Source organism: Streptomyces sp. NBC_01190 (genome assembly GCF_045039895.1).
In the GTDB taxonomy this organism is placed as follows: Bacteria; Actinomycetota; Actinomycetes; order Streptomycetales; family Streptomycetaceae; genus Actinacidiphila.
On record NZ_CP108580.1, the window covers coordinates 5,416,547 to 5,441,101 of the forward strand.

A 24,555-nucleotide genomic window follows, 5' to 3' on the forward strand; every position below is an offset into this window, starting at 1 on the left:
TCGGGGAACGGCGCGGTCGGGCGCGGTCCGGCGGCCGTTGGAAGGGCCGCCGGCCGGGCTGCCGGGAAATCGCCGCGCGGCCGGTGGCGTCCCTTACCCGTGCTTTACCCAAGGGATTTGGTAAGGCCCGGGTCATGGTCGGGTAAATGAATTGCCGAGGCTCTGTCCCAGGCCCGTCGGCGCGGAGGCGCGTCGCCTTTTGCCGGGGGGCCGGAGTTGACGTGGCGTCGAGCCGAAAGGTGGCTGCCCGTCAGGAAAAGGGGATCAACGGCCGGCGCGGCCCGGGATCCGCGCGCCGGATCGCCGCGCCGCGTGGCGGCGCCGCAAGTGGATCAGGGCGGGGGTGGCGTGGATCTGGGCGGGCGGCAGTCCGGAGTGCCGCTTCTGCCGCAGATGCAGAAGGTCCGCGAGGGAGATCACCGTCAGCGCGCCGAGCGCCCACAGCGCCAGGGCCAGCAGCGGCTGTGTCAGGCCGTGCCCGGCGAAGTAGGTCACGTCGCGGAAGGACCTTATGGCAGCGCCATTGGGCAGCCACGGCGACACCTGGCGATAGACGTTCGGGAGCATCGGTACCGGGACCGTCGAACCGTTGGCCGCGTTGCCGACGATCACCAGCGCGGCGGCCCCGAGGGTCGTGCCGGGCAGGCCGAAGAGCGCGTGCACCGCGGCCATGGTCAGCAGGAACACCATCGAGGCGGCGGCCCCGGTCGCGATCAGGGCCCACGGCGAGCCGGTCAGCGCGCCGAGCACGCCGTCCATCATGAACACGCCGAGTGCGGCCGACAGCACGGCGTAGCCGAGTGCGGCGGCGACCCGGAACCACAGCCGGATCCGGCGTCCGAACAGGTACAGCCCGATGCTCCCGGCCACCCCGGGGACGACCAGGCCGATCTCGTACCCGAACGACGACTGGCCCGCCCGGTCACCGGCCGGCAGCGGCGCCTCGTCGACCGCCCGCACCGGGCGGTCCAGCATGCGCGCGGCCCCGCCCAGCCCGCCGGAGACGACCTGCTGGAGCGAGACGCCCCCGGCCCCGGCGGTCAGCACGCGCGCCGGACCGGAGGACGGCACGACGAGCGCGCCGGAGGCGGACGTGTCCAGGATGTCGGCGCGCGCCTGGTGCTCCGTGCTCCTGGCCCGCACGTCGAAGCCGCCGTGCGCGGTTTTCTCGAGCTGCCCCCTGACCTGTGCGGTGGTCGACGGGGGCGCGACGACATCCACACGTATCCGGTGCGGCGAGGGTGCGTGCAGCGCGTATCCGTAGGAGAGGACGAACAGACAACTGAGGATCGACGCCGCCACCGTCAGGACGAGCAGCCGCCGCGTTGTTGTGTTGTCGGCCGTGTCGGCTCCGTTGACTTCGCCGGCTTCGCCGGTCCCGTTGGCCCCGCTGACCCCGTCAGCTCTGTTGAGTTCGTGCACTTTCGTCCTCCCGTGATGCCTGCCCGGAGTCTGTGGCAGGCTTGGAAACCGTGTCCATCTCCCGAAACTCTTCGGGCGGACCCGTTTCGCGGCCGGGTCCGCTGCCCGTTCCCGTCGGCTCGCAGCCGGGCCGGCGCCGCAGTGCGGAAACCGCCCGCGCCGTCCTCGCGGCCGCGCTCGACCTGCTCGACGACCCCGGGATCGGCTACCGGGGGCTCACGATGCAGGCGGTCGCGGTGCGCTCGGGGGTGAGCAAGGCGACGTTGTACCGCTGGTGGCCGGACAAGGCGCATCTGGCGGTCGACGCGTACCGGTCCAAGACCGCGCGCGACATCGTGTCCGTCGTGTCCAGCGGAGATCTGCGCACGGATCTGGCGAGATACCTGGGGCAGCTCGTGTTCACCCTGGTCCGGCGGGACTCCGCCATGGCGATCTCCGAGATGACGCTCGCGGCGGCCGGTGATCCCTCCTTCGGCAAGCTCTACCGGGAAACGGTGCTGGACGATCGCCGGCAGGCGCTCCTCGACATCCTGGTGGCGGCGCGCGCCCGAGGTGACGTGCGGGCGGACGCCGAGCTGGAGGTGGCCGCGGACGCGGCCATCGGCGCCATCCACCACCGCCTGCTGCTGACCAAGCGGCCGATCGACGGTTCCTTCGTCGCCGCCCTGGCGGACCTGCTCGCCGGCGGCCTGACCCCCGGCTCCTGACACCGCGGGCCGTCGCCCCGAGGGCCGGTAATTGCGCCCGGCGGATTCGACCACAATGACGGCTCGGTTTCCATGGCCGCTAATGCGTCGGAGCGCGCGCCGGGGAAATTGATCGAAGGCTGGACTGTGTCGTCTTCGCAGGTTAGGACATGCGGATCGGTAACCGCACGGGCGTTCCCGTGATAGAGTCTTGCTTAATTCGCAGGACGCCGAAAGAAGGGGAATGGCGTGAATACCGAGAAGGTTACGGCTCGACGTCTGACGGCTGAGGAAGTCGCAGATTTGGGCCCCCAGGACGGCATCTTTGTCGCCGCGGCGACCGAAGGCCTTTCTCTCGACTGCTACGCCCCGGCCAATCTTACGAAGCCGGGTGCGAATTTCGAGGGCGGGTCCTTCACGGCAAGGACAGTATTTGGTGACGAAATCCAGCTTCTTCCGGACAATGCCGAAGAGTCCGGAATATGGATTGCCGACAAGGCAGGGGAAGCAATAGAGGTCCTGCAGAGCGCCGGCATCCTGCTGAACCTCGCGCTCTTCGTCCCCGGCGGGAACACGGAATCGCTGGACGCGCTCTACGCCGCCGCGCGGGACGCGTTCGGTGCGGGGATCGTCCAGCGCTGGAGTGAGGAAGCCGTCGCGGTGCCGGACGTCAAGGTCGACCTGTTCGAGGAGCCGGTACGGGGGCGGAAGAGCGCGAGCAACCAGAACCGTGATCGCCGCGCCCTGGACATCTACCCGACCCGGGTGCGGTTCCTGGAACCCAGCGACGGCTGGAAGTTCGTGGTCGAGCCGCACCAGGAAGTCGTCGACGACACGCCGACGATCTGACGCGACGACGGTTTAGCCCCGACGCCGTTCGCCCAGAGGCGCCCCGGGCCGTGATCAACGGCCCGGGGCGCCGGTGTGTCTGCGCCCGTTCGGGTGGACTCCGCTCCGTCGGCCGGTCGTTTGGTAGTTATTTATGCGTATTGCGGTGTCATGGGGTCTGAAGTGTCATCCAGACGGCATGATCAGGAGGAGGCACGCGATGCGCGGAGCCACGCGCGTGAAGTGGGCCGTCGGTGCGATGGCCGTCGCCCTGACCGCCACGGCCTGCGGCGGCGGCGGTGACAGCGGCAGCCGCGGCAGTGCGGCCGCCGCGTCCGGCGGCGGCACCGTCCGCGCCTCCTGGGGCGACCCGCAGAACCCGCTGGAGCCCGCCGACACCAACGAGGTGCAGGGCGGCAAGGTGCTCGACCTGATCTTCCGGGGCCTGAAGAAGTACAACCCCAAGACGGCCAAGGCCGACAACATGATCGCGAGCTCCATCACCACCGCGGACTCGCAGAACTTCGACATCAAGCTCAAGCCGGGCTGGACCTTCAGCAACGGCGAGCCGGTCACCTCCGACTCCTTCATCAACGCCTGGAACTTCGGCGCCTCACTGAAGAACGCCCAGCTCAACGCCTCGTTCTTCAGCTACATCGACGGCTACGCCCAGGCGCACCCCAGCGCGACGGGCGCCAAGCAGACCGCCACCACGCTCTCCGGGCTGCGCCGCGTCTCCGCCTCGGAGTTCAAGGTCAGGCTCAACCAGAAGTTCTCGCTGTGGCCCGACACCCTCGGCTACAACGCCTTCTATCCGCTGCCCAAGGCGTTCTTCAGCAACCGGGCGGCCTGGCTGCGCAAACCGATCGGCGACGGCCCGTACACCATCTCCAAGTACACCAGGGGCTCGCTGATGAGCCTGCGCAAGTGGAAGGGGTACAAGGGTCCCGACCCGGCCCAGAACGGCGGCGTCGACCTGCGGGTCTACACCGACAACAACACGGCGTACACCGACCTCCAGGCCGGCAACCTCGACCTGGTCGACGACATCCCGGCCCAGCAGCTCAGAAACGTCAAGAGCGACCTCGGCAAGCGGTACATCAACCAGCCGGCCGGCATCATCCAGACCATCGCCTTCCCGCTCTACAACCCCCGCTGGTCGTCGGCGAACTCGGCCAAGGTCCGGCAGGGCCTGTCGATGGCGATCGACCGGAAGACCATCACCCGGCAGATCTTCCAGAACACCCGCACCCCCGCCACCGACTGGACCTCACCGGTGCTCGGCGCCTCCGGCGGCTTCAAGGCCGGCCTGTGCGGCAGCGAGTGCACCTTCAACGCGGCCAAGGCCAAAGCGCTCATCAAACAGGGCGGCGGCCTGCCCGGCGGCAAGATCACCATCGGCTACAACGCCGACACCGGCTCCCACAAGGAGTGGATCGACGCGGTCTGCAACAGCATCAACAACGTGCTGGGCAACAACAAGGCGTGCGTCGGCGCCCCGGTCGGCACCTTCGCCGACTTCCGCAGCAGCATCACCAAGAAGCAGGAGAGCAACCCCTTCCGCTCCGGCTGGCAGATGGACTACCCGCTGATCCAGGACTTCCTGCAGCCGCTGTACTTCACCAACGCCTCGTCGAACGACAGCCACTACAGCAGCCCCACCTTCGACAAGCTGGTGAACCAGGCCAACGCCGAGACCGACCGGACCAAGGCGATCACCATGTTCCAGGACGCCGAACGGCAGTTGGTCAAGGACATGCCCGCCATCCCGCTGTGGTACCAGAACGGCAGCGCCGGCTTCTCGGCGAACCTCAGCAACGTCAGGCTCAACCCCTTCAGCGTCCCGGTCTACAACGAGATCAGGGTCAAGTGAGCCCGGCCGGGGGCCGCGCCGGGACCACCCGGCGCGGCCCCCGGCGGCTCGCTCCCAGGAGGCTCCATGGGACGCTACGTGATCCGGCGGCTGCTCCAGATGATCCCGGTCTTCATCGGCAGCACCTTCCTGATCTTCGTCATGGTCTACGCGCTCGGCGACCCGGTGGCCGCGCTCTTCGGTGACCGCGCGCCCGACCCGGCCACAGCGGCCCAGATCAGGCACGACCTCTATCTCGACCACTCGCTGCCGGCCCAGTACCTCCACTACATGAAGAACATCTTCACCGGGAACCTCGGCCAGGCGTTCACCGGACAGTCCGTGCTCGACCTGATGGGCAGCGCCTTCCCGGTCACCATCCGGCTCACCGTGGTGGCGATCATCTTCGAGATCATCATCGGCATCGTGCTCGGGGTGATCACCGGGCTCAAACGCGGCCGGCCGGTCGACACCGGGGTACTGCTGCTCACCCTGGTGGTGATCTCGGTGCCGACCTTCGTCACCGGCTATGTGCTCCAGTACCTCTTCGGGGTGCAACTGGGCTGGGTCTCCGCGTCGGTGTCGCCCAGCGCGCCCTTCAACGAGCTGATCCTGCCCGGGCTCGTCCTCGCCCTGGTCTCGCTCGCCTACGTCACCCGACTGACCCGTACCTCCATCGCCGAGAACACCAGGGCCGACTACGTACGCACCGCCGTCGCCAAGGGGCTGCCGCGCCGCCGGGTGATCGTCCGCCACCTGCTGCGCAACTCACTGATCCCCGTGGTCACCTTCATCGGCACCGACATCGGCGCCCTGATGGGCGGCGCCATCGTCACCGAGCGGATCTTTAACATCCACGGCGTCGGCTTCCAGCTCTACCAGGGCATCCTGCGCAACAACGCCCCCACCGTGGTCGGTTTCGTCACCATCCTGGTGCTGGTCTTCCTGGCCGCCAATCTGATCGTCGACCTGCTCTACGCGGTGCTGGACCCGAGGATCCGCTATGTCTGACGAGAGCCGCCCGGTCGAGCCCGACGAGGCGATCAGCCCCGGCGGCTTCGGCGGCACGATGGATCTCGGCGCCTCGGAGGCCGAGACGCTGGAGCAGCGGCCGGGCCCCGAGGGCGCCGGGGAACCGGCCGGCAAACCGCGCAGCCTGTGGTCCGACGCCTGGCGGGACCTGCGGCGCAACCCGATCTTCATCGTCTCCGCGCTGATCATCCTCTTTCTGGTCTTCATCTCCTTCTGGCCGCAGACGATCGCCAGCGGCGACCCGCTCCAGGCGAACCTGCTCAAGTCCCAGGAGGGCTCACAGCCCGGCCACCCCTTCGGCTTCGACGAACAGGGCCGCGACGTCTACACCCGGGTCGTGCACGGAGCCCGCGCCTCGGTCACCGTCGGGGTCGCCGCCACCGCCGGCGTGGTGCTGCTCGGCTCGGTGCTCGGCGGCCTGGCCGGCTACTTCGGCGGCTGGTGGGACGCGATCCTCTCCCGGATCAGCGACATCTTCTTCGGCATCCCGGTGATCCTCGGCGGCCTGGTCTTCCTGTCGGTGGTCACCAACAGCACCGTCTGGCCGGTGATCGGCTTCATGATCCTGCTCGGCTGGCCGCAACTCGCCCGGATCGCCCGCGGCTCGGTGATCACCGCCCGGCAGAACGACTACGTCCAGGCCGCCCGGGCGCTCGGCGCCGGGAACTCCCGGATCCTGCTGCGGCACATCGCACCGAACGCCGTCGCCCCGGTGATCGTCGTCGGCACCATCGCGCTCGGCACGTACATCGCCCTGGAAGCGACCCTGTCCTACCTGGGGGTCGGGCTCAAACCACCCACCGTCTCCTGGGGGATCGACATCTCCGACGCGTCCAACGAGATCCGCAACGCCCCGCACATGCTGCTCTGGCCGGCCGGTGCGCTGAGCCTGACCGTGCTGGCGTTCATCATGCTCGGCGACGCGGTACGCGACGCCCTCGACCCCAAGCTGCGCTGAGGAGCCCGCGATGGCCACGAGCCCGCAGACCGCCCCGCAGGACGCCCCCGCCGGGGAGGCTCCGCTGCTCGACGTACGGAATCTGCACGTGGAGTTCCGCACCCGCGAGGGGGTGGCCAAGGCGGTCAACGGCGTCGAGTACGCGGTGAGCGCGGGGGAGACCCTGGCGGTGCTCGGCGAGTCCGGGTCCGGCAAGTCGGTCACCGCCCAGGCGATCATGGGCATCCTCGACTCCCCGCCCGGCTTCGTCACCGGCGGCCAGGTGCTCTTCCACGGCCAGGACCTGCTCACGCTCGGCAACGAGCAGCGGCGCAGGATCCGCGGCGCCCGAATGGCGATGATCTTCCAGGACGCGCTCTCCTCGCTCAATCCGGTGCTCTCCGTCGGCGACCAGCTCGGCGAGATGTTCCGGGTGCACCGCGGCCTGTCCCGCAAGGAGTCGAGGGCCAGGGCGATCGAGCTGATGGAGCGGGTGCGCATCCCCGCCGCCCGGGAGCGGATCAAGCAGTATCCGCACCAGTTCTCCGGCGGCATGCGGCAGCGCGTGATGATCGCCATGGCCATCGCGCTGGAGCCCGAGCTGATCATCGCCGACGAGCCGACCACCGCCCTCGACGTCACCGTCCAGGCCCAGGTGATGGACCTGCTGGCGGAGTTGCGGCACGAGTTTCACATGGGGCTGATCCTGATCACGCACGACCTGGGGGTGGTCGCCGACGTCGCCGACAAGATCGCGGTGATGTACGCCGGGCGGATCGTGGAGACCTCGCCCGTCCACCCCATCTACGCGGCGCCCGCCCACCCGTACACCAAGGGCCTGCTGCACTCGATTCCCCGGCTGGACCAGAAGGGCCGGGAGCTTTACGCCATCCGCGGGCTGCCGCCCAACCTGCTGCACATCCCGCCCGGCTGCGCCTTCAACCCGCGCTGCCCGCTCGCCCGGGAGCGGTGCCGCGTCGAGGAGCCCCCGCTCTACCGGGTGGACGAGCAGCGGACGAGCGCCTGCCACTTCTGGAAGGAGGCCATCGGTGTCGACCGGGCCCCAGCCGACCACCCCTGACCCGCCGAGCCCCGGCGGCGAACCGATTCTCCAGGTCCGCGACCTGGTCAAGCACTTCCCGCTGACCCAGGGCATCCTCTTCAAGAAACAGACCGGCGCGGTCAAGGCGGTCGACGGGGTCTCCTTCGACCTGTTCGCGGGGGAGACGCTGGGCATCGTCGGCGAGTCCGGCTGCGGCAAGTCCACCGTGGCCAGACTGCTCACCAACCTGGAGGCACCGACCGGCGGCGAGGTGTTCTACCAGGGCCAGGACATCACCAAGCTGTCCGGCCGGGCGCTGAAAGCCGTGCGCCGCAACATCCAGATGGTGTTCCAGGACCCCTACACCTCGCTCAACCCCCGGATGACCGTCGGTGACATCATCGGCGAACCGTTCGACATTCATCCGGAGGTGGCGCCCAAGGGCGACCGGCGGCGCCGGGTGCGGGAGCTGCTCGACGTGGTCGGGCTCAACCCCGAGTACATCAACCGCTATCCGCACCAGTTCTCCGGCGGTCAGCGGCAGCGCATCGGCATCGCCCGCGGCCTGGCGCTGCGCCCCGAGGTGATCGTCGCCGACGAGCCGGTGTCGGCGCTCGACGTGTCCGTGCAGGCGCAGGTGATCAACCTGATGGAGCGGCTCCAGGACGAGTTCGGCCTGTCCTACATGTTCATCGCGCACGACCTGTCCATCGTCCGGCACATCTCGGACCGGGTCGGCGTGATGTACCTCGGCAAGATCGTGGAGATCGGCGGCGACCAGGCGATCTACGAGCACCCCACCCATCCGTACACCCAGGCGCTGCTCTCCGCGGTGCCGGTGCCCAACCCGGAGGCCAGGGAGCGGCGGGAGCGGATCATCCTCGTCGGGGATGTGCCCTCACCGGCCAACCCGCCCTCGGGCTGCCACTTCCGGACCCGCTGCTGGAAGGCGCGGGAGCGCTGCGCCGTGGAGGAGCCGCCGCTCGCGGTGCCGGAGTGGTTCCGGGACTCCGGCACCCCCGCGGATCACCCCTCGGCCTGCCACTTCGCCGAGGAGCGGCAGGCCGGGCCGGAGGAGATGTAGCGGGCGGGGGCGAGTCGGCCGGGGCCGGCGGTGGGCCGCGGTCAGCCGCGCTGCCACCAGCGGCGCCCGCGGGCCGGGGTGAGGGTGTGGATGGCCGGGCGGAGCAGGTCGAAGGTGATCACGGTGCCGCCGGGGTGGGCCGATTCGGCAGGTGCGGAATCGGGGGCGGTCACCGGGTCGGCCGGCGCGGCGGTGGGCTCGGCGTCCGCCGTGTGCTCGGCGTTCTCGGCGGGCTCAGCGGTTGCGGCGCTTGCGGTGCTCGTGGCGTTTTCCGGCTGTCCTGGCTGTCCTGGCTGTCCTGGCTGTTCCGGCTGTTCCGGCTGTTCCGGCTGTTCCGGCTGTTCCGGCTGTTCCGGCTGTTCCGGGTCTTCCAGGACGAGGCCCAGGCAGACCAGTTTGACCTGGTCGTCGGAGATGGGCAGGGCGGCGAAGACGGGCGCGCCCGCGTAGCCGCTGGGCAGCGGGCCCGACCAGCGGACCGGTCCTTCCGGGACCGGGCGGCTGACCGTGCCCGTCAGCAGCCGCTGCGGGCGGTCCGCGGTCCTGCTCCCCGGCACCTCCACCACCTCGTGTCCGAGGACGTACGCGGGCCGCGGTTCCGGGCCGAGCAGCGCGATGTCGTCGGGCTGGGCGGCCAGGCCCGAGGTGACCTCGTCGGTGGTCCAGCGCCAGTTCTTGCGCTCGGCGTGGATGTGCAGGTCGGTGGTGGGCATCACCGCCACCCCCAGCGCGCCGAGCCGGCTCCACTTCTTGGCGAAGGCGGGCAGCACCAGCTCGTCGGCGGGCAGTTCGGGCTCGACAAGCCCCTCCCTGAGGGTGAACTGGCCGATCTCGTAGCGGGTACGGGCCTCGGCGGTCACCAGATACTGCCGGATCACCTCACGGTCGGCGCCGGACTCGACCAGGTCGTTGTACCAGAAGGCGGTCCCGAAGCTGCGGTCCGCGCGGGCCGCCTGGAAGGGAAGGGTGGCGCGGCCGGCCGCGGTCAGCACGGCGGTCTCGATCATGCTCTCGGGAGCGGGAGTCTCAGGCACGTCCCGGACCCTACTCCTCGCGCCCGCGGCCTCGATGGTGTGCCCGGCCCGAGGCGCCCCGCGCTGTCCCCCGTCCCGGGGCCCGGCCGGCCGCGCCGCTCACCCGCCCGGCGTGTCGGCCGCCGACACCGCCGCCGTCTCGGCGTCCGCGTCCGCCCCCGTGTCTGAGAACGCGTCTGAGACCGCGACCAGCGGCACCGCGGCCGTCAGCCGGAAGCCGCCGCCGGCCGCCGCCGCGGTGGCCACCGTGCCGCCGGCCAGGACCAGCCGCTCGGTCAGGCCGGTGAGGCCGTTGCCGGCCGCCCGTTCGGGGTCCGGGCCGCGGCCGTCGTCCGCGACGGTGAGCCGGGCGGCGCCGTTCGCCGTGTCGAGGGCGAGCTCACACGTGGTGGCGGCGCTGTGCCGTACGACATTGGTCACCGCCTCCCGCAGCGCCCAGGCCAGTGCCCCTTCGCCGGCCAGGGTCAGACCGGGTACCCGCTCGACCCCCTGGACCCGTACGGCGATCCCGGCGGCGGCCAGCGCGGCGCGGGCCGAGGCGAGTTCACCGGCCAGGGTGGGACGGCGGTAACCGCTGACCGCCTCCCGCACGTCCACCAGCGCCTGCCGGCCGACCTTCTCGATGTCCGCGACCTGCCGGGCCGCCTCCTCGGGCCGGTCCGGCAGCATCCGGCCGGCCAGCTCGCTCTTGAGGGTGATCAGGGAGAGCGAGTGCCCGAGCAGGTCGTGCAGGTCGCGGGCGAGCCGCAGACGCTCCTCGGCCGCCGCGAGCTGCGCCACCGTCCGCCGCGCCTCCCGCAACTCCGCCATGGCGCTGATCAGTTGCTTGACCCCCACCATGGCGAAGCCGCCGAGCAGCGAGGGGATGATCAGCGCCGGATACAGCTCCCGGCCGCTGTCCACCGCCGCGCCGACCGCGGTGAGCAGCGCCGTCACCCCCGGCACCGTCCACCGTGACTCGCTCGTCGGCAGCACCGCCCCGGACGCCACCGCCGCGTAGACGAACAGCACCAGCCAGGAAGCGCCCAAGGTGGCCGAGAGCAGCAGCGCGAGAGCGACGAGCGCGGCGAGCACCGCGTAGAGCCAGCGCTCGGGCCGTGGCGGCAGGTTGGTCCGCAGGAAGACCAGGGCGAGATACGCGAGCACGAAGGCGGTCAGACCGGTCGCGGCCAGTACGGTCACCGCGGCCGAGTGGCCGCCGTCGGTGAGATCGCTGACCGGCGCGCCGAGATAGAGCAGCCAGATGCCGATCCACAGCAGCTTGACCACGGCCTGCTTGCGGGTCTCCGGCGGGCGGCCCATGGAACCGGTGTCGTCCGCCCCGAGCCGCTCCTCCCCTTGCTCCAGCCGCGTCATCTCAGGCCTTCCGGGTGTCCTTGCGGTACAGCCAGGCGGCGCAGCCGGAGAAGAGCGCCAGATAGACGACGAGGACGGTGATGTCCCTGGCGTGCGGCGCGTCGCCGAACTCGATCGCCTGGCCGAGCGCCGCGTACGGCCGTCCCGGCAGATACTCGGCGAGCGTCCGCAGCCAGCCGGGGAAGACGGTGAACGGCGCCCACAGGCCGCCGAGCGCCGACAGCACGAAGTACAGGAGCATCGAGATCGGCCGGGCCGCGTCGGCGCTGGCCAGGTAGCCGATGGCGACCCCCAGTGAGGCGAAGACCAGGCTGCCCGCCCAGGTGGCGAAGGCCAGCGCCACCCACTGCCAGGCGTCGAGCCTGACCCCCTTCACCGCCGCGCCCAGCACCAGCACGATGAGGATCGACGGCAGGCTGACGGTGGCGGCGGAGGCGATCTTCGCGATGACGTACCCCCGGCCGGGCAGCGCGGTCAGCCGCAACTGCCGCACCCAGCCCTTCTCCCGCTCCCGGGCGATCCGTTCGGCGTTGCCCATCAGCACCGCGGTCATCGCGCCGAAGGCGGCCATCGCGACCATGTAGTAGGAGACGTAGCTGATGCCGGTGTCACCGATCTTGGTGGCCTTGTCGGCGCTGGCGGTGAAGAGCAGGAAGATCAGCCCCGGGTACAGCACCGAGAAGAACATGAACTTGCGGTTGCGCAGGGTGCGGACGATCTCCAGCTTGATCAGTGTCTTCATCGGTTGCCCGCCTCCTCGGCGGTCGCGGCGTCGGTGATGGCGAGGAAGGCCTGTTCCAGGCCGAGGCCGGAGACCTCCAGGTTGCGGGGGTAGAGGCCCAGGGCGTAGACGGCGTGCACGGTCGCGTCGGCGTCGTCGGAGCTGATCCGGAGACTCGAACCGGCGCCGTCGGCTCCACGTGGCGACACGGTGAGCCCGACCAGGTGCGGCAGCCCGCGCAACGCGGCCTCGTCCACGCTCCCTTCGAGGTCGAAGGAGATCCGGCGGGCGCCGGCCCGCGCCTTGATCTCGGCGGCGGTGCCGTCCGCGAGCAGGCCGCCGCGGTGCAGGACGAGGACGCGGTCGGCGATGGCGTCCGCCTCCTCCAGATAGTGGGTGGCGAACAGCACCGTCCTGCCCTGTCGGACCTGGGCGCGCATGGTGGCCCAGAACGCCTGCCGGGCGACGACGTCCATACCGGTGGTCGGCTCGTCGAGCACGATCAGGTCGTTGGCGCCCGCGGTGGCGAGCGCGAACCGCACCCGCTGCTCCTGGCCGCCCGACAGCTTGTTGACCTTCCGGTCCTTGATGTCGGTGATCCCGGCGGCGGCCAGCACCTGGTCCACCGGATACGCCCGCGGGTGCAGATCGCAGGCGAGCCCCACCTGCTCCCGTACGGTGACCTCCTCCATCAGGCCGCCGCTCTGGAGCATCGCCCCGACCCGGCCGGCCGCGATCGCCTCGGCCGGTGTCGTACCGAAGATCCTGACGGTGCCGCTGTCGGCGTTCCGCAGGCCGAGCAGCAGGTCGAGCGCGGTGGACTTGCCCGCGCCGTTGGGTCCGAGCAGGGCCACTGTCTCGCCCGGACGGAGGGTCAGACTCAGATCAGCCACCGCCCGGACGGCGCCGAAACTCTTGTTCACCCGGCTGAAGTCGGCGACGGGCTCGGCCCGGTCGCCGGCTTCACCGCTCTTCGTGGTGCCGACGTTCGCTGTTGCGGTCATGGCAACAGCTTGCCAAGGCACCGGGGGGCCCGGTCAGTGCCGGAGGTCGTGTCTTCCGCATGACAGATGTCATACGGGACGTGTCAGCGGGCGGGCCGGGCCGGGCCGTTGGGACGGCCCGGCCGGTCAGCCGGCCACGCCGGTCAGCTCGTCACGCCCTTCAGCACGACGACCTTGTCCGAGGTGCTGTTGAGGGCGGGCAGCAGCGCGTCGGCGACGTCCTGCGCGGTGACGGCGGTCGAGCCGCCGCCGGGCCGCTTGATGAGGACACCGTCGAACGCGTTGCCGTAGAGGCTCTTCAGCGCGGTGAGATCGATGTGCGGCTGGAGGTGGCCGCTGTCGTCCGGCAGCATGGTGAGGATCTTCGGCAGATAGACGGCCGGACCGATGTTGATCGAGTGGGTCGCATCCGCTTCGACCGTGGTCACATGGGACATCGCGTTCTTTGCGAAGCCATGGGCGGCGCGGTTCAGTTCGGCCTCGGTGACCTTCGGCTGGACGGTGGTGACCGAGATGTCGACGGGGGTGTCCGCGCCGGTCTCGGCGCGGGTCCGGTAGGCGGCGGCGACCTGGTTGGCCGCGGCGTCCACCGAGAAGGAGGTGCCGGCCTTGCCGGGGACCGGCACCACCTTGTTGGGCGCGAAGCGGATCATGCCGTCGGTCGCGGTGCCGTTCCGCTTGGCGACGTCCTGGAGCGCGGCCTTGAGCTTGTCCTCGTCGACCAGGATCACCGGTTCCGCGGTCCGGGCGCCGCCGAAGAGCGAGCTGATCACGGAGACCGGGTTGTAGTCGGAGTGCGCGGCCGCCCGGACCGTGGCGTCGCTGTCGAAGGAGAGACCGGCGATGGACGGCTTGAGGGTCACCTTCTTGTCGTCGATGGTCAGGGTCAGCGGCGCGGACGTCCGGCCGCCGAGAGCCTGGTCCAGCGACTTGCCCGCCTCTTCCTTGCTCTTGTCGCCGATGTCCACCCCGAGCACGGTGGTGCCCTTCGGTACGTCGGCGTGGTTCATCAGCAGACCGGCGCCGTAGGCCACCACGCAGATGGCACAGACCGCGACACCCAGCAGGGCGATCTTGGAGCGGCCCTTCTTCTTCGCCGGGGCGGAGGGCGCGGCGGCCGCCGGGGCCGCGGCTTTGGCCGGGGCGGCGGGTCCGGCCGCGGAGCCCGCGGCCGGACCCGCCGGGATGTCGGACGCCGGAGCCGGGGTCGGCACCGGGCGGGCGGCCGGGGTCGGCCGGGGAGCGGTGCCTCCCGGGCGGGCGCTGCGGGTCGGGCTCGACGGCACGGTCGGGATGCCGCCGACGAGGGTGTCCCCGAGGTCCCGGCCGCCGGCCGGCGGCCCGGCGGCGGGTGACGGCGCCGGCGGCCGGAAGCCGTTCGGGCCGGCCGGCGGTACCGGCATGGAACCGGTCGCCGGGCCGGTCGTCGGACCGGCGGGCGGCTGGAAGCCGGCGAAGCCGGGGAAGCTGCCGGAGTCACGGCCGGGGTCGCGGCCGGAGTCACGGCCGGCCGGTGCGCCGGGTCCGGCCGGGGCGTTCGGCTCCTGGTAGGGGCCGTCGTCGTAGGGGCGCGCCCCGGGGTTCTGGCCTTCCGGTCGGCCCTGGCCCGCCTGCGCGCCCTGGTCGCCCAGGTCGCGGTAGGCCTCGTCGCCGCTCGGGAAGTGCGCCGCGGCGCGCGGTACGCCCGGCGGGAAGTTCTCGGTGCCGGCCGCGAACGGGTCGGCGAAGCCGCCCGGCGGAGTGTCGTGCGAGCCCCCGGCCGGCGGGCGGGACGCGCCGCGCCGGGGCAGGCCGCCCGCCGGGTTCCGGCCGAGCGGCGGTACCGGGTTGGAGCCGGTGTCGTAGTCCGTGTCATAACCCGCGAAGGCCTCGTCCGTACGGCGCTCGCCGTAGGGGTCGGCGGCGGGTGCGGAACCGGGTCCCGCGCCGAGGCCGGGTCCGGCGAAGGCGTCCGCCTCGGAGCCGGCGCTGTAGGGCGCGCCGTGGCCGGCGAAGCCCGAGCCCTGCCCTGAGCCCTGCCCTGAGCCAGGGCGGGAGCCCTGACCGGAGCCGGTCTCCGGGCCGACCGGATCGACCTGGCCCGCGGGGCCGACCGGGCCCGCGGGCGCCGCGCCGTCCTGCTGCGGCGCGGCCGGCGGCATGTTGGCCGGCTTGCGCGGCGCGAACCAGTCGGAGGTCTTCTCCTTCTCCGGCTCCGCCTCGGCCTCCGGCGCCCCGAAACGGGCGGCGGCCGGGTCGGGTTCGGCCGGCTCGGCGGCCTGGGGAGCCGCCGCCGCGTTCTCGTCCACCGTCGTGCGGACCACGACCGGCGGGATCGGCCGGGAACCCGGGATGTTGATCCGGATCCGGGTGGTCAGCGTCGTCTCGGTCCTCGGCTCGTCGGCCGCGGGCTCGTCCGGCTGCTCGGAAGCGGGCGGAGGCGTGCCACCGGGCGCCGGGGCGCCCGCGGGCCGCTCCTGCGGGTGCAGCGAGGGAAACGGCCGCGTGCCGTACGGCGGGGTACCCGACGGATAGGCGTTTGCGCCGCGCCCCTGGGGGCCGGCGGGGGAAGTGTCGTTGTCACGGCTCAAAGCAGGTTCTCCCGGTTAGCTACGCCACCCGTCACGGCTGTCCGCGGGCGGCTCGCCGGCGCGCACCACCATACCGACCTGCGCGCAGTGGCATCCCTGGTCCTACGGGAACGCTCGCGTTCACCCAACCATGACCCAGCCCCTGCCCGCCAAGTCAGGCGGTATTCGGTCCTGATAGGGGCAGTTGGGGCACGGTGGCGCAGATCACCGCGAGCATGGCGCCGCCGAGCAGATAAATGTACGGTCCGACACCCGCGGCGAACAGGAAGTCACCCTCCGGGCGGGAGGTGCTGAGCAACAGCACGCACACCAGCCACACCGCGGCCGGCACCACCGCGCCGAGCCGGGTGCCGAGCGCCCGCACGCCTCCGTAGAAGAGCGCCGCGCACCCGGCGAGGCCGAGCAGCAGGCCGCCCGGGAAAAGAGCCGCCTGGAGCAGCGCCCCGGCCGCGGCGACGCACGCGCCCAGCACGCCGAGGAGGAGGTATCCGCCGATCCGGAGGACACGGCCGGCGCGGCCCACCCGATCGACGCGGTCGGCCCGGCCGGCACCGTCGACAGCGCCCGCGCGGGCGGGCCGGCGGCCGGCCATCACGCCGCCCCGCCGGACGGCGGTTCGAAGAGATCGGTGGCCCGGCCTCGTCGGCCTCCGCGGCCGACCCGACCCGCCGCGCCGCCCCCATCAGCGGACTTCGGCTCCGCGCCGCGCACCAGCCGGTAGTACTCGGTGGCGAAGTACGGCTGCCCGAGGCCGTTGGAGAGCGCGAAGAAGGGGCCGTCCACCGCGATCTGGCTGGCGTGCGCCCGCATCGCGGCGGCCTTGCGGTCCTCGTAGGCGGCGCCGTCGACGGCCACGTCCACCGCGTCGTCGTCCACCACCCCGGGGACGTCGTCCGGGCCGGCGATGCCGCTGAACGGGAACTCCTCGCCCGCCGCGGCCAGTCGCCCGAACCCCTCGGCCAGCACCGAGCGGGGGACGCACGTCTCGTAGACGCGGTCGATCAGGTGGCCCCCCTTTCCGGCCTTTCCGGCCTTTCCGGCCTTTCCGGCGGCGTCGGCGTCGGCGGCGAGTTCATAGCCGCGCAGGGCGACCCGGTGGGCCTGGATGTGATCGGGGTGGCCGTAACCGCCGCTGCTGTCGTACGTGATCATCGCCTGCGGCCGGACGTCGAGGATGACCTCGGCCAGCCGGCCCGCCGCCTCGTCCAGATCGGCCTGCCAGAAGCAGCCGGGGTCGTCGTTCTGGGCCACGCCCATCATGCCCGAATCGCGGTAGCGTCCGGCGCCGCCCAGGAAGCGGTGATCGGTGACGCCCAGCTCGGCCATGGCGGCCGTCAGTTCGCCGATCCGGTACTCGCCGAGGGTGTCGTCCCGGTCGGCGGTGAGATGGGCGAGCTCCGGCGGGATCACCTCGCCCTCTTCGCCGAGGGTGCAGGTGACGAGGGTGACGGGCGCGCCCTCCGCCGCGTACTTGGCCATGGTGACGCCGTTGTTGATCGTCTCGTCGTCCGGGTGGGCGTGGACGAGCAACAGTCGCCTGGCGGGTAGATCGGTCATGGAGGAAGCCTACGGCCGTCCGTGCGGCCCCGGCCCGGCCTGACCCGGCCCCGACCCGGCCCCGGCAGGGAGCAGGGGCCGGCCGGTCCGGGGTGGGACGGTCCGGGGTCGCACGGACGGCGCGGCCTCAGCTCAGAACTTGATGCCGCTGATCATGTTGGCCACGTTCGTGGTGAAGTCACTGATCGTGGGGGCGATGGACGAAGCCGCCAGATAGAACCCCAACAGGACACAGGTGACGGCGTGCCCGGCTTTGAGTCCGGATCGCCGGACCAGCAGGACCACGACGATCAGCAGCAGCAGCACCGCCGAAATCGAGAGTGCCACAGCGGCTCACCTCCAGGTACGCAGGGGTCATGTCAGTTGCCACTCGCTTATTACCCACCCACGGCTACGGATCATAACTTTCCGTGCCACCGCATATGTCGGAGCACGGAAGCACGTGGGGGCGCATGACGAAATCCGGCCACCCGTACGGCAGTTGGGCCCACTCGGGGGCCTGCGCTCCGGCGCAGGTCAGGAGGCTCGACGACGGTCCGGGGCGGAAAGGGGGAGGCGATTGTCAGAGGCAGCCTCTAGGGTCGCCGCTATGACGTACCTCTCATTCCCGCGGCAGGCCGCCCGGACCCAGCGCTTCTCCCTGGGGGCACCGCGATCGTTCGCGACCGCGCCCGACGGCGAGCGGGTGGCGTTCCTGCGGGCCCGCTCCGGGACCGAGCGGACGCAGCTCCTGTGGGTGCTCGACGTGCCGGCGCACGGCGCGCCGGAGGGGGCCGGGCAGGGCGCGGGGGAGCGGGTCGTGGTCGATCCGGTGGCCCTGCTGGGCGGGGGCGAGGAGCGGCTGTCCGCGGCCGAGCGGGCGCGGCGGGAGCGCAGCCGGGAGAGTTCGGCGGGCGTGGTGGGCTTCGCGGTGGACTCGGCGGTCGAGACGGCCGTTTTCCCGCTCTCCGGGAGGCTGTTCGTCGCCGGGCTGCGCCCCGGCGCGGCCGCGCCGCGTGAACTGCCAGTGCCCGGACCGGTGGTGGATCCCCGGCTGTCGCCGGACGGCAGCCGGATCGCGTATGCGGCGGGCGGCGCCCTGCGGGTCGTGGAGGTCTCGGGGGCGGCCGACCGGGCGCTGGCGGAGCCCGACGGGGAGCAGGTCACCTGGGGCCTGGCGGAGTTCGTCGCGGCCGAGGAGATGGACCGCACCCGCGGCTTCTGGTGGGCGCCGGACGGCTCGGCGCTGCTGGTCGCCCGGGTCGACGAGTCCCCGGTGCAGCGGTGGTGGATCGCCGAGCCCGCGCACCCGGACCGGGCGCCGGCCGAGGTGGCGTATCCGGCGGCGGGTACCGCCAACGCCGATGTGTCGCTCTTCCTGTTCGGACTGGACGGCTCCCGCCGCGAGATCGGCTGGGACCGTGAGCGCTACCCGTATCTGGCGGCCGTCCACTGGTCGGCGGCCGGCCCGCCGCTGCTGCTCACCCAGACGCGGGACCAGCGCGAACAGCGCTATCTGACGGTGGACACCGGCACCGGGGCGACCGCCACCGCGCAGCGTGAGGAAGACCGGATTTGGCTTGATCTTTTTCCTGGTTCGGCGGTCTGGAGCCCGGCCGGCGAGCTGGTCCGGGTGACCGACGAAGGGGGCGCGCGGGTCCTCAAGGTGGGGGAGAAGACCCTGACCGGGCCGGAGTTGCAGGTGCGGGCGGTGCTCGGCGCCGGCTCCCGGGATGTCCTGGTCTCCGCCGCCGCGGGTGAGGACGCCGCCGAGCCGGAGATCGGCGAGGTGCACGTCTATCGGGTGAGCGCCGCGGGGGCGGTGCGGATCAGCGAGCAGCCGGGCGTGCACACCGCCGTGCGGTCCGGCGGGCTGACCGTGCTGACCTCCACCGCGCTCGACCGCCCGGGGCCGCGCACGGTGGTGCTGCGGGACGGCGCCCCGGTCGCCGAGGTGGGTTCGTATACCGAGGCGCCGTCGGTGACCGCCCGGCCGCGGCTGCTGTGGGCCGGCGAGCGGCGCATCCCGACCGCGGTGCTGCTCCCCACCGGATACACGACGGGGGACGGCCCGCTGCCGGTGCTGCTCGATCCTTACGGCGGCCCGCACGGCCAGCGGGTGTACGCGTCGCACAACGCGCATGTGGAGTCGCAGTGGTGGGCCGACCAGGGCTTCGCGGTGATCGTGGCGGACGGCCGCGGCACCCCGGGCCGCTCCCCGGCCTGGGAGAAGTCGATCGCCGGTGACTTCGCCGGGGTCTCGGTCGAGGACCAGGTCGCCGCGCTGCACGCGCTGGCCGGCTCCTGGCCGCTGGATCTGACCCGGGTCGCCATCCGCGGCTGGTCGTACGGCGGGTATCTCGCCGCCCTCGCGGTGCTGCGCCGCCCGGACGTCTTCCACGCCGCCGTGGTGGGCGCCCCGGTCACCGACCTGCGGCTCTACGACACGCACTACATGGAGCGCTACCTCGGCCACCCGGCCGAGCGGCCCGAGGTCTACGCCCACAACTCGGTGATCACCGACGACGGCATCACCGAGGCCGCCGAGCCGGCCCGGCCGATGATGATCATTCACGGCCTCGCCGATGACAATGTGCTGGTGGCGCACAGCCTGCGGCTGTCCACCGCGCTGCTGACCGCGGGCCGCCCGCACGAGGTGCTGCCGCTGTCCGGTGTGACGCACATGACCTCGCACGAGCAGGTCACGGAGAATCTGCTGCTGCTCCAGCGCGATTTCCTCAAGCGGTCCCTGCCCACCGGCTGACCCCGCCGGCTGTCCGCGCCCGCTCACCCCGCTCGCCGACCCCGGCGCCGCGCGCCGCTCGCGGGGACCCGTCCGAACCGCCGTGAGAGGCGGCAAAAGGGGCGGCAATTCGCGTCAAACACGCCCACCCCTGGTGGCTTCTTCTCCCACCTTCTGCCACATCCGGCTCATTGGCCGCTTGCGCATCTTCGGCGTCGTGGTGTGACCGACGTCTCCCGGCCCGCCGCGGCTCATCGGACCTGCCGGACCCCGCCGGACCCGCCGCGGATAGCTGAGGCGTGCACGGAGCGGCCGGTCAGGACGGCTACTCGCGTCCCGACCGGCCTACGGCACCCGCACGGCCGTACGTTGTTCAGACTGCTACGTCCGTATATCGGAGTTGCGACAGCCAAGTTGCCTGCATGTTAACGCGCTTGGTGTGGATATATCCGGATTCGCCCGATGTTTTGGAACGTTGTCAAGCACGTAAGGAGGACAATCTGCAAAACCTTCGCTCAAGATGCCGAACAACAGGCTTTCTTCCCACCTCCCCCCCTTGACTGGAAGTTGATTCCATTGCGAAAGTCCGCTCAACCCACGACGCAGAACACGCGTCGCTTCGCACGCTCTCGGTCCCGGGGGATGTAACCAATGACGAGTCCAAGCCAGGCTGCCGCAGAAGGCGACAGCCTCACCCTCGAACCGGAGGGCAAGTCCGGCACCCCCGGCGGAAAGGGCACCCCCGAGCTGACCGGACGCACGCCGCGACAGTTGGCGTGGATCCGCTTCAAACGCGACAAGACGGGCGTCGTCTGCGCGGTCATCGTCGCGTTCTTCATCGTGGTCGCCCTCGCGGCCCCGCTGATCTCCAAGCTCTACGGCAAGAACGCGTACGACCTGTACGGCCAGGACGACGGTCTGCTGAACAGCTACGGTCTGCCGATCGCGCCCAACGGCGGCGTCAGCGGTGCGCACTGGTTCGGCATCGAGCCGCTGCTCGGCCGCGATGTCTTCATGCTGCTGATCTACGGCATCCGCACCTCGCTGCTGATCGCGCTCGCGGTCACCGTGCTCTCGGTCGGCGTTGGCGTACTCTTCGGTCTGGCCCAGGGGTACCTCGGCGGGAAGACCGACTACTTCATGGGCCGGTTCTCCGACTTCATGCTGTCCTTCCCCTCCCAGCTCTTCTTCATCGCGTTCTCCCCGGTCGCCCTCTCGCTCTTCGTGAGCCCGGGCGAGCAGGAGTCCTGGTGGGTGCGGCCCTTCGTGCTCATCGCCCTCCAGTTCCTGCTCGGCTGGATGAGCCTCGGCCGGCTGGTGCGCGCGCAGGTGCTGAGCCTGCGCGAGCGCGAGTTCGTCGAGGCGGCCCGGATCAGTGGTGCGTCGTCATGGCGCATCATCAGCAAGGAGCTGCTGCCGAACATCTGGAGCACCATCCTGGTGCAGTCCACCCTGATGCTGCCGGTGTTCGTCACGGCCGAGGCGGGTCTGTCCTTCCTCGGCGTCGGCATCCTTCCGCCGACCCCGGACTGGGGCCTGATGTTCCAGACCGGCGCGACGTTCTACAAGAGCGACATCACCTTCATGTTCTTCCCGGGTATCGCGATGGTGATCTTCGTGGTCGCCTTCAACCTGCTCGGGGACTCGGTCCGGGACGCTCTCGACCCCAAGACCCTCCGCTAGTCCGCTAGCGCGACCAAGTTGTTCAGGTCGTCGGAACCGGCCCGATCTCCTGCGGGCGCGGACCTCGGCATCGATGGCAGTCAAGTCACTGACAGGCAGGAATTCATGAGAAACAGCAGAGCTCGCTTGGCGGCGGCCGTTCTGGCGGCCGGCGCGCTGACGCTGACCGCGGCGTGCAGCAGCGGCGGCGGCGGCGACACGAGCGGCAAGGGCGGCGGGAGCGCCGCTCCCGCCAAGGCCCCCGTTCCGAACTACGGAGTGGGCACCGCCGCGGACTCCACCGGTCCCGCTCCCGCGGTCCCCGGTGCGGTCAAGGGCGGCACCGTCCAGTCCCTGGACCAGGCCGGCTTCGACTACCTCGACCCGGCCCAGCAGTACGTCAGTGACCAGCTGGCCGTCTCCACCCTCTACGCGCGTACGCTCACCGGCTACAAGATCGACCCGACCACGGGCAAGACGATCCTCGTCGGCGACCTCGCCACCGACGCCGGCAAGGAGTCGGACGGCGGCAAGACCTGGACGTACACGCTCAAGGACGGCCTGAAGTACGACGACGGTACGGCCATCACGTCGAAGGACATCAAGTACAGCATCGAGCGGCTCTACGCCGACTTCGAGACGCAGGGTCCGCAGTACATCCAGAGCTGGCTGTACGGCCCGGACTACCGCAAGCTGTACAAGGGCCCGTACACCGGCCAGGAGATCCCGGCCAGCATCCTTGACACCCCGGACGACAAGACCATCGTCTTCCACTTCAAGGACGCGCACGCCGACGCCCCGTACGCGATGGCGATGCCGGTGACCGCCCCGGTCGAGAAGTCCAAGGACGACAAGGCCGCGTACAACAACCACCCGGTCTCCTCCGGCCCGTACATGATCTCGTCCTACAAGTCCGGCAAGTCGCTGGTCTTCAAGCGCAACCCGTACTGGGACCCGAAGACCGACCCGATCCGCACCGCGTACCCCGACTCCTGGAACTTCCAGCTCGGTATCGCCGACCCGGGTCTGACCCAGCGCCTGATGGCCGGCGCGGGTACGGACAAGAACGGGATCAACCTGTCCGGCTCGGCCGACCCGTCGCAGATGTCCACCCTGATCAGCGACGCCCAGTACAAGTCGCGCACGGTCAACCAGTACCAGCCGTACGTCGAGACGCTCGACATCAACACCAAGCGCATAACCGACCCGAAGGTGCGCCAGGCCATCGCCTACGCGTTCCCGATGTCGCAGGTGCAGCAGGCGTTCGGCGGCGCGGCCCAGGGCGACCTCGGCACCACGCTGCTCAGCCCGACCATCGCCGGCTGGAAGAAGTTCGACCCGTTCGGCAAGCTCACCAAGCCGACCGGTGACATCGAGAAGGCCAAGGAGCTGCTGAAGGAGGCCGGTCAGCCGCACCCGAAGCTGGTCTACGCCTACGCCAACACCCCGAAGTGGCAGAACGTCTCGCTGACCGTCGCCAACTCGCTGCAGAAGGCCGGTTTCCAGGTCGTCCGCAAGGCGATCGACCCCACCTCGTACTACACGGTCGTCGGCAAGGTGAACAACCAGTACGACCTGTACCGCACCGGCTGGGGCGCGGACTGGCCGAACGGCTCGACGGTCATCCCGCCCACCATGGACGGCCGCAACCTCGCTGACGGAACGAACAACTACTCGTTCCTCAACGACGACCACATCAACAGCGAGATCGACCGCATCAAGGCGGAGACCGACCTCACCAAGCAGGCCGCCGACTGGGAGGCCCTGTCGGAGTACTCGCTCCAGCACGACACCGCCCAGGTGCCGTTCCTGTTCGACAAGTTCTTCAACATCTATGGGTCCGGCCTCGGCGGGGTCACCTTCAACTCGGTGATCGGCGCCATCAACGCCAGCACCGTGTTCGTCAAGCAGTAGCCCGCGACGGGCGGCCGGCCCCGGCTTCACCAGCCGGGGCCGGCCGCCCCGGGATCTGACCCGCGCGGCCGCCGCTCGCGCCACCACGGAAGAGCCTCACCGATGCTCCGTTTCCTCACACGACGCGTCCTCGGCGCGATCGTGATCATCCTGGCCATCAGTTTCATCACGTATGTGCTGTTCTTCGTGCTGCCGTCGGATCCGGCTCAACTCGCCTGCGGCAAGAACTGCTCGAACAAGGAACTGGTCGCGCAGATCCATCACCGGATGGGCCTGGATCTGCCGGTCTACCGGCAGTACTGGGACTACATGCGCGGCATCTTCACCGGCCGCACCATGGCTGACGGACAGAACTGCCCGGCCCCCTGCTTCGGCTTCTCCTTCGCCAACAACGCGCCGATCTGGCCCACCATCCAGGACCGGTACCCGACCACGCTGTCGCTGGCCGCCGGCGGTTCCGTCGCGTTCCTCGCGATCGGGGTGGGCCTCGGCATGCTGTCCGCCTGGCAGCAGGGCAAGACCTTCGACCGGGTGGCCAGCTCCGTCTCGCTGGTCGGCAACTCGGTCCAGATCTACTTCATCGGCCCGCTGGCCATCGCGCTCTTCGTCGACAACCTCGGCTGGCTCGACCACGGAAGTGACCCGACGTGGTCGTCGGACCCGGTCGGCTCGCTGAGCGGGCTGGTGCTGCCCTGCCTGGTCATGTCGGTGATCTTCTGGTCGAACTACAGCCGGCAGACGCGCTCCCTCATGGTCGAACAGCTCTCCGAGGACCACATCCGCACCGCACGCGCCAAGGGCATGTCGTCGAAGTACGTGTTCTACCGTTACGCGCTGCGCGGCGCCGCCGCCTCCATCATCACCATCTTCGGCATCGACCTGGGCAGCGTCCTGGGCGGCGCGATCATCACCGAGTACACGTTCGGTCTGCACGGCCTGGGTACCCTGGCCGTCAACGCGGTCGCCCAGCTCGACCTGCCGCTCGAGATGGCCGTCATGCTGATCAGCGCGAGCGCGATCGTGATCGTGAACGTCATCGTCGACGCCTGCTACGCCCTTATCGACCCGCGGATCCGGCTCGCATGACCGCGGCAACCACCCCCGGCCGCGACCAGCGCACCACCCGGTAGGA

The 24,555-nt window shown here is 70.7% G+C and carries 20 protein-coding genes; 11 read left to right on the forward strand and 9 right to left on the reverse strand.

The genetic code is table 11. The annotated features are described in order from the left end of the window. Nucleotides 1-264: 264 nt before the first annotated feature. On the reverse strand, nt 265-1,422 hold the full coding sequence (locus OG519_RS22835; protein ID WP_405587023.1) for a hypothetical protein: 1,158 nt from the start codon (nt 1,420-1,422) through the stop codon (nt 265-267). A gap of 50 nt (nt 1,423-1,472) precedes the next feature. Between OG519_RS22835 and OG519_RS22840 the strand changes: the two genes are divergently transcribed. From OG519_RS22840 to OG519_RS22870, 7 genes are all read left to right on the forward strand, one after another. Next, a complete protein-coding gene (locus OG519_RS22840) occupies nt 1,473-2,129 on the forward strand; it encodes a TetR/AcrR family transcriptional regulator (protein ID WP_405587025.1) in 657 nt (218 codons plus the stop codon). A gap of 228 nt (nt 2,130-2,357) precedes the next feature. Further along, nucleotides 2,358-2,957, forward strand: coding sequence for a hypothetical protein (locus tag OG519_RS22845; RefSeq protein WP_405587027.1), 600 nt, complete (start codon nt 2,358-2,360; stop codon nt 2,955-2,957). Nucleotides 2,958-3,156: 199 nt separating this feature from the next. Then, the gene (locus tag OG519_RS22850) at nt 3,157-4,809 is read left to right on the forward strand and encodes an ABC transporter substrate-binding protein (RefSeq protein WP_405587030.1); all 1,653 of its coding nucleotides are present in this window, start codon (nt 3,157-3,159) and stop codon (nt 4,807-4,809) included. Nucleotides 4,810-4,875: 66 nt separating this feature from the next. Next, on the forward strand, nt 4,876-5,799 hold the full coding sequence (locus OG519_RS22855) for an ABC transporter permease (RefSeq protein ID WP_405587032.1): 924 nt from the start codon (nt 4,876-4,878) through the stop codon (nt 5,797-5,799). After that, nucleotides 5,792-6,778 (forward strand): ABC transporter permease, encoded by a 987-nt coding sequence (locus OG519_RS22860; RefSeq protein WP_405587035.1) that lies wholly within the window; start codon nt 5,792-5,794, stop codon nt 6,776-6,778. The genes OG519_RS22855 and OG519_RS22860 overlap by 8 nt, the downstream gene beginning before the upstream one ends. A 10-nt stretch (nt 6,779-6,788) precedes the next feature. Beyond that, a complete protein-coding gene (locus OG519_RS22865) occupies nt 6,789-7,838 on the forward strand; it encodes an ABC transporter ATP-binding protein (protein ID WP_405587038.1) in 1,050 nt (349 codons plus the stop codon). After that, nucleotides 7,807-8,883 (forward strand): ABC transporter ATP-binding protein, encoded by a 1,077-nt coding sequence (locus tag OG519_RS22870; protein WP_405587041.1) that lies wholly within the window; start codon nt 7,807-7,809, stop codon nt 8,881-8,883. Before OG519_RS22865 ends, OG519_RS22870 begins: the two co-directional genes overlap by 32 nt. A 41-nt stretch (nt 8,884-8,924) precedes the next feature. On the opposite strand, the gene OG519_RS22875 is transcribed toward OG519_RS22870, so the two are convergent. The 8 genes from OG519_RS22875 to OG519_RS22910 form a co-directional block, all read right to left on the reverse strand. Then, a complete protein-coding gene (locus tag OG519_RS22875) occupies nt 8,925-9,917 on the reverse strand; it encodes a hypothetical protein (RefSeq protein ID WP_405587043.1) in 993 nt (330 codons plus the stop codon). A 99-nt stretch (nt 9,918-10,016) separates the two neighbouring features. After that, nucleotides 10,017-11,273, reverse strand: coding sequence for a sensor histidine kinase (locus OG519_RS22880; RefSeq protein ID WP_405587046.1), 1,257 nt, complete (start codon nt 11,271-11,273; stop codon nt 10,017-10,019). 1 nt (nt 11,274) lies between these two features. Beyond that, the gene (locus OG519_RS22885; RefSeq protein WP_405587049.1) at nt 11,275-12,015 is read right to left on the reverse strand and encodes an ABC transporter permease; all 741 of its coding nucleotides are present in this window, start codon (nt 12,013-12,015) and stop codon (nt 11,275-11,277) included. Beyond that, nucleotides 12,012-12,998: an ABC transporter ATP-binding protein gene (locus tag OG519_RS22890; RefSeq protein WP_405587052.1), complete on the reverse strand. Its 987-nt coding sequence runs from the start codon at nt 12,996-12,998 to the stop codon at nt 12,012-12,014. The genes OG519_RS22885 and OG519_RS22890 overlap by 4 nt, the downstream gene beginning before the upstream one ends. A gap of 143 nt (nt 12,999-13,141) precedes the next feature. After that, on the reverse strand, nt 13,142-15,568 hold the full coding sequence (locus OG519_RS22895) for a hypothetical protein (protein ID WP_405587055.1): 2,427 nt from the start codon (nt 15,566-15,568) through the stop codon (nt 13,142-13,144). A gap of 154 nt (nt 15,569-15,722) precedes the next feature. Continuing rightward, the gene (locus OG519_RS22900; protein WP_405587058.1) at nt 15,723-16,160 is read right to left on the reverse strand and encodes a DUF6113 family protein; all 438 of its coding nucleotides are present in this window, start codon (nt 16,158-16,160) and stop codon (nt 15,723-15,725) included. Continuing rightward, entirely contained in the window at nt 16,160-17,125 is a 966-nt protein-coding gene (mshB, locus tag OG519_RS22905; RefSeq protein ID WP_405587061.1) for an N-acetyl-1-D-myo-inositol-2-amino-2-deoxy-alpha-D-glucopyranoside deacetylase, read from the reverse strand. Before mshB ends, OG519_RS22900 begins: the two co-directional genes overlap by 1 nt. A 132-nt stretch (nt 17,126-17,257) precedes the next feature. Next, entirely contained in the window at nt 17,258-17,452 is a 195-nt protein-coding gene (locus tag OG519_RS22910; protein WP_405587064.1) for a hypothetical protein, read from the reverse strand. A gap of 262 nt (nt 17,453-17,714) precedes the next feature. Between OG519_RS22910 and OG519_RS22915 the strand changes: the two genes are divergently transcribed. The 4 genes from OG519_RS22915 to OG519_RS22930 all read left to right on the forward strand — a co-directional run bounded on the left by OG519_RS22915 (nt 17,715) and on the right by OG519_RS22930 (nt 24,509). Further along, the gene (locus OG519_RS22915) at nt 17,715-19,868 is read left to right on the forward strand and encodes a prolyl oligopeptidase family serine peptidase (protein ID WP_405587067.1); all 2,154 of its coding nucleotides are present in this window, start codon (nt 17,715-17,717) and stop codon (nt 19,866-19,868) included. A 630-nt stretch (nt 19,869-20,498) separates the two neighbouring features. Then, the gene (locus OG519_RS22920) at nt 20,499-21,530 is read left to right on the forward strand and encodes an ABC transporter permease (protein ID WP_405587070.1); all 1,032 of its coding nucleotides are present in this window, start codon (nt 20,499-20,501) and stop codon (nt 21,528-21,530) included. A 105-nt stretch (nt 21,531-21,635) separates the two neighbouring features. Continuing rightward, entirely contained in the window at nt 21,636-23,423 is a 1,788-nt protein-coding gene (locus tag OG519_RS22925; RefSeq protein ID WP_405587072.1) for an ABC transporter substrate-binding protein, read from the forward strand. Nucleotides 23,424-23,525: 102 nt separating this feature from the next. Continuing rightward, a complete protein-coding gene (locus tag OG519_RS22930; RefSeq protein WP_405587075.1) occupies nt 23,526-24,509 on the forward strand; it encodes an ABC transporter permease in 984 nt (327 codons plus the stop codon). The last annotated feature ends 46 nt before the right edge of the window (nt 24,510-24,555 follow it).

Coding starts and splice junctions, on each gene's coding strand:
- OG519_RS22930 (WP_405587075.1), top strand. CDS start 23,526: ATGCTCCGTTTCCTCACACGACGCGTCCTCGGCGCGATCGTGATCATC.
- OG519_RS22850 (WP_405587030.1), top strand. CDS start 3,157: ATGCGCGGAGCCACGCGCGTGAAGTGGGCCGTCGGTGCGATGGCCGTC.
- OG519_RS22855 (WP_405587032.1), top strand. CDS start 4,876: ATGGGACGCTACGTGATCCGGCGGCTGCTCCAGATGATCCCGGTCTTC.
- OG519_RS22890 (WP_405587052.1), bottom strand. CDS start 12,998: ATGACCGCAACAGCGAACGTCGGCACCACGAAGAGCGGTGAAGCCGGC.
- OG519_RS22865 (WP_405587038.1), top strand. CDS start 6,789: ATGGCCACGAGCCCGCAGACCGCCCCGCAGGACGCCCCCGCCGGGGAG.
- OG519_RS22920 (WP_405587070.1), top strand. CDS start 20,499: ATGACGAGTCCAAGCCAGGCTGCCGCAGAAGGCGACAGCCTCACCCTC.
- OG519_RS22885 (WP_405587049.1), bottom strand. CDS start 12,015: ATGAAGACACTGATCAAGCTGGAGATCGTCCGCACCCTGCGCAACCGC.
- OG519_RS22925 (WP_405587072.1), top strand. CDS start 21,636: ATGAGAAACAGCAGAGCTCGCTTGGCGGCGGCCGTTCTGGCGGCCGGC.
- mshB (WP_405587061.1), bottom strand. CDS start 17,125: ATGACCGATCTACCCGCCAGGCGACTGTTGCTCGTCCACGCCCACCCG.
- OG519_RS22880 (WP_405587046.1), bottom strand. CDS start 11,273: ATGACGCGGCTGGAGCAAGGGGAGGAGCGGCTCGGGGCGGACGACACC.
- OG519_RS22860 (WP_405587035.1), top strand. CDS start 5,792: ATGTCTGACGAGAGCCGCCCGGTCGAGCCCGACGAGGCGATCAGCCCC.
- OG519_RS22915 (WP_405587067.1), top strand. CDS start 17,715: ATGACGTACCTCTCATTCCCGCGGCAGGCCGCCCGGACCCAGCGCTTC.
- OG519_RS22900 (WP_405587058.1), bottom strand. CDS start 16,160: ATGGCCGGCCGCCGGCCCGCCCGCGCGGGCGCTGTCGACGGTGCCGGC.